The sequence below is a fragment of the Microcoleus sp. PH2017_35_SFW_U_B genome, from assembly GCF_020737865.1.
In the GTDB taxonomy this organism is placed as follows: Bacteria; Cyanobacteriota; Cyanobacteriia; order Cyanobacteriales; family Microcoleaceae; genus Microcoleus.
The window spans coordinates 1-11,775 of record NZ_JAEQDE010000079.1 but is presented as its reverse complement, the minus strand read 5'-3'; the positions used below and the strand labels follow the sequence as shown (position 1 = coordinate 11,775).

General features: G+C 45.4%; 18 protein-coding genes and 1 pseudogene. 10 read left to right on the top strand and 9 right to left on the bottom strand.

Annotation, left to right across the window (positions count from 1 at the left end; genetic code table 11):
- Positions 1–221 precede the first annotated feature (221 nt).
- From JGK36_RS21850 to JGK36_RS21825, 6 genes are all read left to right on the top strand, one after another.
- Positions 222–1,730 carry a UbiD family decarboxylase gene (locus JGK36_RS21850; RefSeq protein ID WP_293186068.1) on the top strand — a complete coding sequence of 503 codons (1,509 nt, stop codon included), beginning with the start codon at positions 222–224 and terminating at the stop codon, positions 1,728–1,730.
- A 156-nt stretch (positions 1,731–1,886) separates the two neighbouring features.
- Positions 1,887–2,174, top strand: coding sequence for a type II toxin-antitoxin system HigB family toxin (locus tag JGK36_RS21845; protein WP_293186069.1), 288 nt, complete (start codon positions 1,887–1,889; stop codon positions 2,172–2,174).
- A complete protein-coding gene (locus JGK36_RS21840) occupies positions 2,171–2,407 on the top strand; it encodes a hypothetical protein (RefSeq protein WP_293186071.1) in 237 nt (78 codons plus the stop codon). The genes JGK36_RS21845 and JGK36_RS21840 overlap by 4 nt, the downstream gene beginning before the upstream one ends.
- 335 nt (positions 2,408–2,742) lie before the next feature.
- Complete coding sequence (locus JGK36_RS21835; RefSeq protein ID WP_293186073.1) at positions 2,743–3,264, top strand: hypothetical protein; 522 nt, start codon at positions 2,743–2,745, stop codon at positions 3,262–3,264.
- A gap of 150 nt (positions 3,265–3,414) precedes the next feature.
- Entirely contained in the window at positions 3,415–3,639 is a 225-nt protein-coding gene (locus tag JGK36_RS21830; protein WP_293186075.1) for an AbrB/MazE/SpoVT family DNA-binding domain-containing protein, read from the top strand.
- Positions 3,636–4,028: a type II toxin-antitoxin system death-on-curing family toxin gene (locus JGK36_RS21825; protein WP_293186077.1), complete on the top strand. Its 393-nt coding sequence runs from the start codon at positions 3,636–3,638 to the stop codon at positions 4,026–4,028. The genes JGK36_RS21830 and JGK36_RS21825 overlap by 4 nt, the downstream gene beginning before the upstream one ends.
- Before the next feature lie 39 nt (positions 4,029–4,067).
- Here the strand turns inward: JGK36_RS21825 and JGK36_RS21820 are convergent.
- The 3 genes and pseudogenes from JGK36_RS21820 to JGK36_RS21810 form a co-directional block, all read right to left on the bottom strand.
- Positions 4,068–4,157, bottom strand: a pseudogene (locus JGK36_RS21820) (XRE family transcriptional regulator); the annotation flags it as partial.
- 20 nt (positions 4,158–4,177) lie between these two features.
- Positions 4,178–4,390 (bottom strand): helix-turn-helix transcriptional regulator, encoded by a 213-nt coding sequence (locus tag JGK36_RS21815; protein ID WP_293186079.1) that lies wholly within the window; start codon positions 4,388–4,390, stop codon positions 4,178–4,180.
- A 20-nt stretch (positions 4,391–4,410) separates the two neighbouring features.
- On the bottom strand, positions 4,411–4,623 hold the full coding sequence (locus JGK36_RS21810) for a helix-turn-helix transcriptional regulator (protein ID WP_293186081.1): 213 nt from the start codon (positions 4,621–4,623) through the stop codon (positions 4,411–4,413).
- A 129-nt stretch (positions 4,624–4,752) separates the two neighbouring features.
- Between JGK36_RS21810 and JGK36_RS21805 the strand changes: the two genes are divergently transcribed.
- A complete protein-coding gene (locus tag JGK36_RS21805) occupies positions 4,753–4,995 on the top strand; it encodes a hypothetical protein (RefSeq protein WP_293186082.1) in 243 nt (80 codons plus the stop codon).
- Positions 4,996–5,099: 104 nt separating this feature from the next.
- Here the strand turns inward: JGK36_RS21805 and JGK36_RS21800 are convergent, their stop codons facing one another.
- The 4 genes from JGK36_RS21800 to JGK36_RS21785 form a co-directional block, all read right to left on the bottom strand.
- A complete protein-coding gene (locus JGK36_RS21800) occupies positions 5,100–5,249 on the bottom strand; it encodes a hypothetical protein (RefSeq protein ID WP_293198011.1) in 150 nt (49 codons plus the stop codon).
- Positions 5,250–5,255: 6 nt separating this feature from the next.
- Positions 5,256–6,863, bottom strand: coding sequence for a glycosyltransferase family 39 protein (locus JGK36_RS21795; RefSeq protein ID WP_293198008.1), 1,608 nt, complete (start codon positions 6,861–6,863; stop codon positions 5,256–5,258).
- Between the two features lie 566 nt (positions 6,864–7,429).
- Positions 7,430–7,642: a helix-turn-helix transcriptional regulator gene (locus JGK36_RS21790; RefSeq protein WP_293186085.1), complete on the bottom strand. Its 213-nt coding sequence runs from the start codon at positions 7,640–7,642 to the stop codon at positions 7,430–7,432.
- Between the two features lie 20 nt (positions 7,643–7,662).
- The gene (locus JGK36_RS21785) at positions 7,663–7,875 is read right to left on the bottom strand and encodes a helix-turn-helix transcriptional regulator (protein ID WP_293186087.1); all 213 of its coding nucleotides are present in this window, start codon (positions 7,873–7,875) and stop codon (positions 7,663–7,665) included.
- Between the two features lie 125 nt (positions 7,876–8,000).
- Between JGK36_RS21785 and JGK36_RS21780 the strand changes: the two genes are divergently transcribed.
- A complete protein-coding gene (locus JGK36_RS21780; RefSeq protein ID WP_293186089.1) occupies positions 8,001–8,243 on the top strand; it encodes a hypothetical protein in 243 nt (80 codons plus the stop codon).
- A 358-nt stretch (positions 8,244–8,601) separates the two neighbouring features.
- Complete coding sequence (locus JGK36_RS21775) at positions 8,602–9,387, top strand: DUF4058 family protein (RefSeq protein ID WP_293186091.1); 786 nt, start codon at positions 8,602–8,604, stop codon at positions 9,385–9,387.
- 175 nt (positions 9,388–9,562) lie between these two features.
- On the opposite strand, the gene JGK36_RS21770 is transcribed toward JGK36_RS21775, so the two are convergent.
- Together JGK36_RS21770 and JGK36_RS21765 are read right to left on the bottom strand one after the other, a co-directional pair.
- The gene (locus tag JGK36_RS21770) at positions 9,563–10,234 is read right to left on the bottom strand and encodes an energy-coupling factor ABC transporter ATP-binding protein (RefSeq protein ID WP_293198005.1); all 672 of its coding nucleotides are present in this window, start codon (positions 10,232–10,234) and stop codon (positions 9,563–9,565) included.
- A gap of 23 nt (positions 10,235–10,257) precedes the next feature.
- The gene (locus JGK36_RS21765) at positions 10,258–10,530 is read right to left on the bottom strand and encodes a hypothetical protein (protein WP_293157255.1); all 273 of its coding nucleotides are present in this window, start codon (positions 10,528–10,530) and stop codon (positions 10,258–10,260) included.
- 411 nt (positions 10,531–10,941) lie between these two features.
- Here JGK36_RS21765 and JGK36_RS21760 point away from each other — a divergent pair.
- The coding region (locus JGK36_RS21760) for a photosystem II D2 protein (photosystem q(a) protein) (protein WP_293186092.1) at positions 10,942–11,775 on the top strand (834 nt) is incomplete at its 3' end.

Here is an 11,775-nt window from a genome sequence, read left to right as displayed (position 1 = left end):
GGCATTCTGATACGGGTTAATTTTTAGGTATGTAGTTGCGCTTCAGCGCTCTTTTCTATATCAAAGAGCGCTGAAGCGCAACTACATACCTTTGGACAATTCCTGACGGGATAGCTACCGTTTGGGGACACCGTGCGTACTTTCCGCGCATTTGCGACTCGATCCCAAACAGCCCGACGGCCATCATAATAAATAAATAACGTTAACAAATCTTAAAAAAAATGGCTAGAGACTTGCGAGGCTTCCTCAAACTGCTAGAAGACAGAGGACAACTGCGCCGGATCAGCGCTTTAGTCGATTCCGACCTCGAAATTGCCGAAATTTCCAATCAAATGCTAGTCAAAGGCGGCCCCGGATTGCTGTTTGAGAACGTCAAAGGGGCAGAATTCCCCGTCGCCATTAACCTGTTGGGCACGGAAGAACGGGTTTGCTGGGCGATGAACATGGAAAAGCCGATCGAACTTGAAGAACTCGGCAAAAAATTAGGTATGCTACAACAGCCCAAACCGCCGAAAAAGATTTCCCAGGCGATCGAATTTGGCAAAGTGCTGTTCGACGTAGTGAAAGCCAAACCAGGCCGCGACTTCTTCCCAGCTTGTCAGCAAGTGGTATTTGAGGGAGAAGGCGTCGATTTGAACAAAATCCCGATGATTCGCCCCTATCCGGGAGATGCGGGCAAAATTATCACCCTCGGTTTGGTAATTACCAAGGATTGCGAAACCGGTACGCCGAATGTGGGCGTTTATCGGTTGCAGTTGCAGTCAAAAAACACGATGACTGTACACTGGTTATCTGTCCGTGGCGGGGCGCGGCACTTGCGGAAAGCTGCACAAGCTGGTAAAAAGTTGGAAGTTGCGATCGCCCTGGGAGTCGATCCTTTAATCATCCTCGCAGCAGCAACACCGATTCCTGTAGATTTATCCGAATGGTTATTTGCCGGACTTTACGGCGGTTCCGGCGTAAGTTTAGCGAAGTGCAAAACCGTAGATTTGGAAGTACCCGCAGACTCGGAAATCGTGTTAGAAGGAACGATTACACCGGGGGAAGTGTTACCCGACGGGCCTTTTGGCGACCACATGGGTTATTACGGCGGTGTGGAAGATTCGCCGCTGGTTCGCTTTAACTGCATGACGCACCGCAAAGATCCGATTTATTTAACGACATTTAGCGGGCGGCCACCGAAAGAAGAGGCTATGATGGCGATCGCGCTGAATCGCATTTACACTCCTATTTTGCGGCAACAAGTATCGGAAATTGTCGATTTCTTCCTACCAATGGAAGCGCTGAGTTATAAAGCTGCAATTATCTCGATCGATAAAGCTTATCCCGGTCAAGCGCGAAGAGCTGCTTTAGCATTTTGGAGTGCATTGCCGCAGTTTACTTACACCAAGTTTGTGATTGTTGTCGATAAAAGTATCAACATTCGCGACCCGCGTCAAGTAGTATGGGCAATTAGTTCTAAAGTCGATCCAGTTCGAGATGTATTTATCTTGCCGAATACGCCTTTTGACACGTTAGATTTTGCTAGTGAAAAACTTGGTTTGGGAGGCAGAATGGGGATTGATGCTACTACGAAGATGCCGCCAGAAACCGAGCACGAATGGGGTAAACCTTTGGAATCCGATCCGGATATGGCGGCGATGGTTCAGCGGCGTTGGGCTGAGTATGGTTTGGCTGATTTGAATTTGGGTGAAGTCGATCCGAATTTGTTTGGATATGAGATGAAGTAGGGAAACGGCAATGCCGTATCCGGCGCGGGGAGAAGGGGAGAGTGAGAATTTCTCCCTTTTTTTCTGGAATTTGATAAACTGGAATTACACAAAGCGTATATGTCATGCTGAGTAAAACGCCAAGAATTAAAGAGGAGGAGGCATGAGCAAATTAATATGCACGTAATTACCCGCAAACGGCTTAATGAGTTTGCTAAACTTCATCCAGATACACAAAATGCCTTGGTTCAGTGGTACAAACTTGTCAAACAAAATGAATTTGCGACCTTCGTTGAACTCCGCGAACTATTTCCGTCTGCCGATCGAGTAGGGAAATTAACTGTATTCAACCTAGGAGGAAATAAAGTTCGACTCATTGCTGCTATTCATTACAATCGGAACAAAGTCTACATTCGGGCTGTATTAACTCATGCAGAATATGATGAAGAGAGGTGGAAAGAATGATGCAAAATCTTGATATCGATCGAACAATTGCTGCTTGGTCATCTATTGCTAAAACGGTTTTTGTCCCTTGCACGGAAGAAGAATACGAGCATTTAGTCGAGCTTCTAGATAGTCTAATCGATCGAATCGGCGAGGATGAAAGCCATCCCCTTGCTTCGATGATGGACGTTATTAGTGTCTTAATTGAAAACTATGAAGCTGAACATATTCCTGAGTTAGAAGAGGTTGCGTAACCTACTATTTCACATGGACTTATGCACTCCGACAAAGAAACCGGGTTTTTACCGAGTCTTTGCACTGTCGCGAATTAGTCTCGTAAAAACCCGGTTTCTGGGTTCCTATGCGTAAGTTATATTATATTCTAAAGTTTGTGTCACAATTGAGGAACGATCGATTAATCCTACTGACGAACAAGCCCAAGCCTGTCTGCGCGTCTGCCAGATGTTCTCTAGCTACTACCGAGATATTCAACTATTCCGTTTTAATGCTCGAACCAGAGAAGTATATATTTTCGTAAGTGATGAGCTGCAAGTAATCGTATCTAGTAATGGATTTTGGAGGTTTTTGGATGAAACCGAACTTTGATGAAATGAGCAGATCCGAATTAAAAGCTTATGTCCTATCGCATCGGGATGATGATGAAGCGATTCGGATATTTTTTGGTCGTCGCAATCCCCCAGATTCAAAAGCGACATGGTACGGGCCGATGACTACTCCTGAAGGTTTACCCATTGAAGAAAATATTCGCATCGCTGAGGAAGCAATTAAGCAAAGAGTTGAAATCGATCGCGAAAAACAACAACAACGGGAAAAAGCACAGGAATATCGATTACGCCAAACATTAGAACGGGAAATTGAGGCTAAACTTCGATCGCAAATTGAATTAGAAGTGGAACAGAAGTTGCAGGAAAACTTAGAAAAAGAAATTGAGGCTCTGATAAGTGCGATCGCCCAATTTTTAGCATCAACTAGCGGGTTTTCATCAAGATTGGCAGGGTCGATTCCCTGCGGGATAGCTACGCTTCACGCACTTTTGGCAATTCGTGCCGGAATTGAGGATTTTGGAGATTTTGAGGATTTGCGGAATTAAGTGCGATCGACACTTACGCGTTGCGGCAGAGAAACCGGGTTTTTTCTGAGTCTTTGCACTGCGGCGAATATGCTGGAAAAAACCCGGTTTCTGGGAATGAGGGCGATCGAATAGGTTTATATTAGGTAAGTAATCTTTTTAGGTAATGCTATGTACGCGGTCAAAATTCAAAAAGTTGGAGAGTCTTTAGTCATAACTCTGCCTGAAGAAGTATTGCAACAACTCAAAATCGGTGAGGGAGATAATCTTTTCCTCACAGAAACTCCTGATGGAATTCAACTCACTACCTGCAATCCTCAAATCGATAAAGCAATGAAAGCTTATAGGAAAGTCAGCGAAAAGTATAAAAATGCGCTGCGGGAACTTGCTAAATGAGCGAACCATTTTGGATGGGAGAAGAAATAGCAACAATCATTCATGCAGATCAAATTGCTCAGCATGGGGGTAGTCCGGGAATTAGAGACGACAATCTTCTCTCAGGTAGTTTAGCCAGACCGAGGCATCTATTTGGCTATGGTGAACCGACTTTGTTTGATTTAGCAGCAGCCTATGGCTATGGCTTGACAAAGAATCACCCCTTTATTGACGGAAATAAAAGAACAGCGTTTGCTGTGATGGCAACTTTCCTGGAAGTAAATGGATATTCTCTTGAGGTTCCTGAGATGGAAGTTGTGGGTATAATGGAACGCTTAGCATCTGATGGGGAAACCCAGGATACGTTAGCGAAGTGGTTGGAAGAAAATTCTGTTCAGTCTGTTGATTGAATTATATTGCAAGTTACGGTCTTCCCATAGCGGGTTTTTATAGGGAATACCTGTTCTTTTGGAGACTTCTGTCAGATTCCAACCCTTTTCTTGAGCAAATTCCCGAACTCGCAGCCTAATTCGTCCCATATTCCCGCTGACAAATCAGTTTATTCCTCCAAAATCTCAACCAAATCTTCGATCGCAATATCGAACGCACGGGCCAATTTGTTCAAAGCCGTATAATCGACAGTTGCCAACTTGGGAGAATGGGCATAACTTCTAACGGTACTGTAAGGAATGCCCGATCGCTCAGAAACCTCTTTAAGCGTCCAACCCTTCTCTTGGGCTAGTTCTCGAACCCGCAACCGAATTAACCCCATTTTCCCGCTAACAAATCAGTTTAATATTCCAAAATTTCTACTAAATCCTCGATCGGAATCTCAAATACACGGACTAATTTGTCCAATGCCGTGTAGTCTACAGTTGCCATACCCGGAGAACTGGCATAGGTGGCGATCGTAGTATATGGAATGCCTGTTCTGTTGGAGACTTCCCTGAGAGTCCAACCCCTTTCTTGAGCAAGTTCTCGAACTCGCAGTCTAATTCGTCCCATTTGGCCCTTGACAATTACGAGTAGTCGTAATTGTATGAATATACAGTCAATAGCGATCGCCCTCAGACCTGATAAATCAAGAGCGATCGCCTTTCATTCACCACCCACAAAAGTGGGAAGGATACTCCTATGATACCAAAACAACCGACATATCGCGATCGACTTCAACCTTGGCATCTAATTCGCCACCTCCCCAAGTGTCAGCGGTTAACAGTCGCCCGCTTCGCCCGTCGCCGCGATGCCGAATCTTACCTAAACGCACTGCGCCGCTTAATGCCCGCAGTCCCGCATACAATTGTTTTCGTGAATGCGGTGTCTGTGTTAGATGAAAACAGCGTGCCAATTCCGATGCAATTGCCGATCGAAGTTTAATGCGATCGAACTGATATCTTGCATTTGTTGCCAGATTCCGGTGGGGGTTTAAACCCCCGACGGACTGTTGGAATAAGTGCAAAATGTGCGATCGACAAATTAGTTTACTGTTCCAGAATTTCGACTAAATTGTCGATCGCAAATTCAAACCCACGAGCCATCTTGTCCAAAGCCGTATAATCTACAGTTGCCATACCCTGAGAATTCCCATGAAAAAAGTCAGCATTTGAGATTACTGCACTTAGATGCGCCATAGCCACTCACTTATCAATAAGTTCCCAAAGCCGCGTATCGTAAGTCACCTCTGAATTAAGAAAAACAGGCTTTAACTTGTATTTATATTCTTTTTTAAGCCTCTCTTGGAGTTCCTTACTGGGAAGAAATGCAAACAAATTGCTGTAATTTTTAGGATGCTGAGCAAGCTTAAGTCGATCTCCCCACAGAATTTTCACTTTCGGATCGAGCCGACGGCTCAAAGGAATGAGTTCACCGATCGCAGTATCAGTAATCAACAGCGGAGAATTAGCTTGATTTACGATGCGCGCTATAGGAATAGTGAATTTGCCTTGATCCAGACCTTTATTCCACCAAACTTCTGCTTGAGAACTCAGGGTGCAAGACAGGACTCCAGCCGAAAACACTCCTATTGCAACCAACTGCCAAAACTTCTGCCGCCAGGTATTAACAGTAGAAGAAGTAATTTTCGCAGTCAGCAAATAAGCCACAGCCAACTGCAAACCCAGATAAGTAGGAATTAGATATCGAGCGTAGCCTGAGAGCCGCCGTCCACCTAAAATTAAATCTCCCATCATCAGAGGCACGGATGTAAAAATAATCAAAGCCAAGATGAAAGCGTAAATCGGTTGGGAAGTGTGGCGGCAGACAAAATAAATCGAATATGCCACTAAAATTAATAAAAATACAATCACAGGAATCGCAGGCAGCATCTTTTTGAATGAGCTCATCGCATCAATATTTATATCAAAAAAAATCCTGCTACTATTCCCGATCCACCTTGCCATTAAAGATGTCAACGCTATTTTAGGTTCTGGTTGCAGCAGGCTTGGATTAGCGTGCAGAGGTCGGCAATAAATGATGGTCAAATACCAGATTAAACCTGCGATTAGCGTGACTGCAAAGGCGATAGCATAAGAAAAAGTGGTTTTACTCAATCTCACTTTTTCAATTATAAGTAGATAGATTCCATGTGCTATCAAAACAAGTAAACCATAAAGATGAGTGTAAATGCTGACTACTGTAATTGCTGTATAAATTCCCCATTGCAGGTTAGTTTTAAGTCGCATAGCCCGCAGCAAAACCGCACTGGATAGTAAAGTTAACACAGTCAACAAAGAATAGGGTCGTGCTTCCTGAGCGTACAGCACGTGGATGGGCGAAACCGATATCAATGCCATTGCTACCCATCCCACCATGGGAGACTCAAACAATTCCAGGCAGAGCCAATAAGCGCAGGGAAACTGTAGTAAACTAATCGCAGCAGGCAAGCTTCTCATGGCTGTAACGCTAGTTCCAAACAATTTAGCCCAAAATCGCGCTATCAGAAAATAGAGTGGTGGCAGTTGACCTTCTTCTGCTGCTAAACCCTTAATAGTATCGATTTCGTTATTTTTATTATTAATGCTCTGATATTTAAATAAATCTTGGCTAGTGACTGCTGGCCCATTGAATACTTGCTCCTGAACAGATTTCCCTGAGTAGCCAGACACTCGCAAGGAAGTGTAAGTTTCATCAAACCAGTAGAATTTGCGATCGATATTGACAACTCTAAAAAATATGCCCATCACCAACAGCACAAAAAGTAAAAACCGCAGCCCAGTTACAGGTAGTCGCCAATTATTACGATTCATTAAATATCTCCTTGAACAGGACTTAGGCACAGCCCCTACATATAGGGTGAAATAAGGGGCAATCCGCTGTCGTTGACTTACACCTGGCTATGGTGCGTAAGTGCTACTGGAAGCTATTCGCGCATTATTGCATTATCCTAGTCTGCAATAAAAAATCATGCAACCTCTATGGACTAGAGATGCTATGCCAATTGCAGAAAATATTTACATAAGTCAGGAAGCTAGTCGCCCAAAAGCTGAATGAGATAGAGAAAAATTAAAAATTAAATAGTTAACCGAAAAAGTTTTGGTTAAAGAGAGGGAAGGGTGCATCTGGTTTTTGAAGCCTGAAGAAGCATGACCGCATATAAGTTATTAGTTATAATCCCATATTGACTGCGGTCATGCTTCGCCCCTACGGATATATTCGCTTGCATTGAGATGCACCCAGAGGGAAGAGGGAAAATGTGTTGATTCTGAATAAAACAATATCAATTTAGTTGAAGAATCGGAGATTGAACAGTTATCTTGAGCAAATTATATAACTGGCAACGGAATTAATTCCACGTTGCCACCTAAAAATTAGTTTACTGTTCTAATATCTCAACCAAATCCTCGATCGCAATATCGAACACCCGAGCCATTTTGTTTAAAGCCGTATAGTCTACCGTTGCCAGTTTGGGAGAATGAGCATAGCTTCTAACGGTACTGTAAGGAATGCCCGATCGCTCAGAAACTTCTTTCAACGTCCAACCCTTCTCTTGAGCAAATTCTCGAACCCGCAATCGAATTAGACCCATCTTGCACTTGACAAATCAGTTTACCGTTCCAAAACCTCAACCAAGTCTTCCACCATCACATCGAAGACTTCAGCCAGTTTCTGCAAAGCCGTATAGTCCACCGTTGCCATTTTGGGAGCTTGGGCGTATTTTTTAACAGTGCTGTAGGGAATTCCCGTTCTGTCAGAGACTTCTTTGAGCGTCCAACCCTTCTCCTCAGCGAATTCTCGAACTCGCAACCGAATTAATCCCATTTATGCTTGACAGCAGCTATGCTCATAGCTTTAAATAAATAGTTAACAGCGATCGCCCCGTGACCTGAGAAATCTAGAGCGATCGCTTTTCATTCACCACCCACAAAAGTGGGAAGGATTTTCCTATGATACCAAAAGAACCCACATATCGCGATCGACTTCAACCTTGGTGCATAATTCGCCACCTCCCCAAGTGTCAGCGGTTAACAGTCGCCCGTTTCGCCCGCCGCCCCGATGCGGAATCTTATCTTAATGCACTCCGCCGCTTAATGCCCGCTGTCTCCCATACAATTGTGTTTGTGAATGCGCTGTCGGCAAATGAAACCAGCGTGCCAATTCCGATGCAATTGTCGTCGATCGAACGTTAGGACGATCGAACTTATATATGGCGTTTGTTGGCACATTCCGGCACTTGTTGCTGCAATATTCCGGCAGGGGTTTAAACCTCTGCCTCATAGCTAAAGTCCACGCTTTGTGGACTAAAGAAAGAAAGGATTGAAAAAAAGATTGAAGTTGCGATTTCTTGCATTTTCAGTCGGCGACGGACGACTTTAGCTATGAGACGGGGGTTTAAACCCCCGACGGACTTTAACCATGAGACAGAGATTTAAACTCCCGGTGGACTGCAATAAATGCCAGATGTGCGATCGATTAATCTTTTACAGCATTGGCGCCCCAAAAAAGCTTGCTAAACTATAAATAGACTTAAGTCAAGGAGTCAAATCAATGCCATCTCCCTTTCCCGGTATGGATCCGTATTTAGAGCATCCAGAACTCTGGCCTGCCCTACACCACTGGCTAATTATTGAAATTGCCAGATTGTTATCTCCACAACTACGTCCTAAGTATTTAGTGTCTGTAGAAGTGAGAATGTATGAAACCGCTGACGACAATTTATCAATTGGCATTCCTGATGTAAACGTAATTCAGCCAAGAACCACAACCGAATTAATAACATCAAACGTAGCCGTTGCAGATCCACCAACACAACCATTAACAGTGAATATTCCCATGCCATACCAGGTTCGGGAAGGCTATTTAGAAATTAGAGAAAGGGGAAACCAAGAATTAATCACCCTCATTGAAATTCTCTCGCCTAGCAATAAACGCACAGGAAAAGGACGACAAATGTACGAAAAAAAGCGAGAAGAGATTTTAGGTAGCCGCACTCATTTAATTGAAATAGATTTATTGCGGCGCGGTGAAAAAATGCCAGTTATTGGTAATGACATTGAAAGTCACTATAGCGTTTTGGTGTGTCGGGGAAATCGCCGCCCCAGAGCAGATTTGTACGCTTTTAACGTGCAGAACCCGATGCCAGCTTTTCCTTTGCCACTGCGATCGGGTGATACGGAACCTGTAATCAATTTACAGGAGTTATTCACTGAAATTTACGACGTAGCAAGTTACGATCTCAAGATAGATTATCGTAACTGGGAAGTCATACCAGCGCTGTCAGAGGCTGATACAATTTGGGCTGACGCTTGGTTGCGCGATCGAGGATTGCGATGAATGTCATTGCGAGTCCTTGAATATCATTGCGAGTCCTTGAATGTCATTGCGAGCTCTTAGCGAAGCAATCGCAGAGCCCAGAGATTGCTTCGCTAAGACGCTCGCAATGACAACATATTTTCAAGAACAATGACACCATATTCTAATGACACCATATTCTAAAATTGCTCGATCGCTAAACATCTTGGCTTTGCATCAACCGCTGCTTCAAACGCGCCGGATCTCCCCGATCGACAACTTGGCCTTTTTCCAACAAAAAAGCCCCATCACAATAATTCAACTCATCCAAACGGTGAGTCACCCACAAAGCCGTAATCCCGCGATTTTTCACCAACCGCTGCACCGCCGCCACCAAATCCAACTGAGAATCAGGATCTAACAAAGCCGTAGGTTCATCCAACAGCAAAATTTCGCAATGACGGGCGATCGCCCCAGCCAAAGCAATCCGCTGCTTCTGGCCCCCACTCAAAGCATAAATCGGCCGCCGTTGTAAATCCAGCAAATTCACCGCCTCCAAAGCCTCAGCCACCCTCTGGCGCACCTGAAGATTAGAAAGCCTTTCCTCAACCAAACCAAAAGCCACATCCGCACCCACCGTCGGCATTACCAACTGGTGATCGGGATTTTGGAACACAAAACCCACGCGCCCGCCCAGATCAATTTCGCCCGATTGGGGGTGCAGCAGCCCAGCCATCAGCCTCAGCAGCGTAGATTTGCCGCTACCGTTAGTACCCAAAAGCATCCAAAACTCACCCTTGGGTACATCCAGAGAGCAACCTTGCAAAACTCGATCGCCCGACGGCCAGCAAAAACCCAAATCCCGCACAGCAACCGCTGACTGGCTCATATCGGCGCCCACACCCCCAGCCCTCATTCTGCCAAAGTCATCGAAACAAAACCCGGTGCTCTTCCCGTAGAAGCACTTCCCGATTTCTGAGAAATCACCACCCCAGAAATCTCGCTGCTGAGAACAGCTACCTTTTTCTCAGTATTTTTCTCACAAGTAAGTTCCAAAATTTGCGGTTGGGAGTTACGCATTGCCTCTAAAACCTGCTGGTAAACAGCCTCAGCGTCCTCCACCGATTTCCGCTGCACCGACAGCGAGACGGGCGTGTTCTTCACAATCATGTCAATGCTGAACATATAGTCTTAAAAACCTAAGTTTGGAACTCTACCCTCAGTATATATATAGGACAGGACTTAGGACAGGACTTACGCATCAAGACTCAAAAAACCCGGTTTTTTACTTTTCCGACGGGCTGTAACAAAGTATTGCGGTAAAAAACATCGCTTGCTGTAAGGGCGCTGTCCCCGTGCCGGCAAGGATTCCGGGTTTATTCGAGAACTTAGAGGACTTCCCGAACCAGTCAAGATCCCGAACTTCTTGAAGAAATGCTTGCCATTGTAAAGAATTACCCCTATAATCTTAAATACGGTAAAGAAAAGTAAACTCTGTTCATAATTCAACCCATTTTCTGTTAAGCAGATCAACATTTGGGCAATAATGACTAGAGACAAATCCGTCGTAATTATATCTATTTGGAGATTAGCGTAATGACAATCGCAGTCGGACGCGCCGAGAACGAAAGAGGCATCTTTGATGTACTCGACGACTGGCTCAAGCGCGATCGTTTCGTCTTCGTAGGCTGGTCTGGCATCCTGCTATTCCCCTGCGCTTACATGGCAATCGGTGGCTGGTTAACCGGCACCACCTTCGTTACCTCTTGGTACACCCACGGTTTGGCAAGTTCCTACCTCGAAGGAGCCAACTTCCTCACCGTAGCAGTCTCCACCCCAGCCAACAGCCTCGGACACTCCCTGCTGTTCCTGTGGGGCCCCGAAGCACAGTGGGACTTCACCCGCTGGTTCCAACTCGGTGGCCTGTGGGCATTTGTCGCCCTCCACGGCGCCTTCGCACTGATCGGCTTCTGCCTGCGTCAGATCGAAATCGCCCGTTTAGTCGGCATCCGTCCCTACAACGCCCTCGCATTCACAGGCCCCATCGCCGTGTTTGTGTCGGTGTTCCTGCTCTACCCCTTGGGTCAATCAGGCTGGTTCTTCGCACCCAGCTTCGGCGTCGCAGCAATTTTCCGCTTCCTGCTATTCCTGCAAGGCTTCCACAACTGGACGCTCAACCCCTTCCACATGATGGGCGTTGCAGGCATCTTGGGCGGTGCGCTGCTGTGCGCTATCCACGGTGCCACCGTGGAAAACACCCTGTTTGAAGATGGCGAAGGTGCTAACACTTTCCCAGCTTTTAACCCAACTCAGTCCGAAGAAACCTATTCAATGGTTACAGCTAACCGTTTTTGGTCGCAAATCTTCGGAATTGCGTTCTCCAACAAACGTTGGTTGCACTTCTTCATGCTGTTCGTACCCGTCACAGGC

Excerpts from the sequence above, each read along its gene's own strand:
- JGK36_RS21790 (WP_293186085.1), bottom strand. The coding sequence starts at position 7,642 with ATGGGTCTAATTCGATTGCGGGTTCGAGAATTTGCTCAAGAGAAGGGT.
- JGK36_RS21765 (WP_293157255.1), bottom strand. The coding sequence starts at position 10,530 with ATGTTCAGCATTGACATGATTGTGAAGAACACGCCCGTCTCGCTGTCG.
- JGK36_RS21770 (WP_293198005.1), bottom strand. The coding sequence starts at position 10,234 with ATGAGCCAGTCAGCGGTTGCTGTGCGGGATTTGGGTTTTTGCTGGCCG.
- JGK36_RS21825 (WP_293186077.1), top strand. The coding sequence starts at position 3,636 with ATGAGCGAACCATTTTGGATGGGAGAAGAAATAGCAACAATCATTCAT.
- JGK36_RS21795 (WP_293198008.1), bottom strand. The coding sequence starts at position 6,863 with ATGAATCGTAATAATTGGCGACTACCTGTAACTGGGCTGCGGTTTTTA.
- JGK36_RS21805 (WP_293186082.1), top strand. The coding sequence starts at position 4,753 with ATGATACCAAAACAACCGACATATCGCGATCGACTTCAACCTTGGCAT.
- JGK36_RS21780 (WP_293186089.1), top strand. The coding sequence starts at position 8,001 with ATGATACCAAAAGAACCCACATATCGCGATCGACTTCAACCTTGGTGC.
- JGK36_RS21815 (WP_293186079.1), bottom strand. The coding sequence starts at position 4,390 with ATGGGGTTAATTCGGTTGCGGGTTCGAGAACTAGCCCAAGAGAAGGGT.
- JGK36_RS21775 (WP_293186091.1), top strand. The coding sequence starts at position 8,602 with ATGCCATCTCCCTTTCCCGGTATGGATCCGTATTTAGAGCATCCAGAA.
- JGK36_RS21840 (WP_293186071.1), top strand. The coding sequence starts at position 2,171 with ATGATGCAAAATCTTGATATCGATCGAACAATTGCTGCTTGGTCATCT.
- JGK36_RS21835 (WP_293186073.1), top strand. The coding sequence starts at position 2,743 with ATGAAACCGAACTTTGATGAAATGAGCAGATCCGAATTAAAAGCTTAT.
- JGK36_RS21850 (WP_293186068.1), top strand. The coding sequence starts at position 222 with ATGGCTAGAGACTTGCGAGGCTTCCTCAAACTGCTAGAAGACAGAGGA.
- JGK36_RS21800 (WP_293198011.1), bottom strand. The coding sequence starts at position 5,249 with ATGGCGCATCTAAGTGCAGTAATCTCAAATGCTGACTTTTTTCATGGG.
- JGK36_RS21830 (WP_293186075.1), top strand. The coding sequence starts at position 3,415 with ATGTACGCGGTCAAAATTCAAAAAGTTGGAGAGTCTTTAGTCATAACT.
- JGK36_RS21810 (WP_293186081.1), bottom strand. The coding sequence starts at position 4,623 with ATGGGACGAATTAGACTGCGAGTTCGAGAACTTGCTCAAGAAAGGGGT.
- JGK36_RS21845 (WP_293186069.1), top strand. The coding sequence starts at position 1,887 with ATGCACGTAATTACCCGCAAACGGCTTAATGAGTTTGCTAAACTTCAT.
- JGK36_RS21785 (WP_293186087.1), bottom strand. The coding sequence starts at position 7,875 with ATGGGATTAATTCGGTTGCGAGTTCGAGAATTCGCTGAGGAGAAGGGT.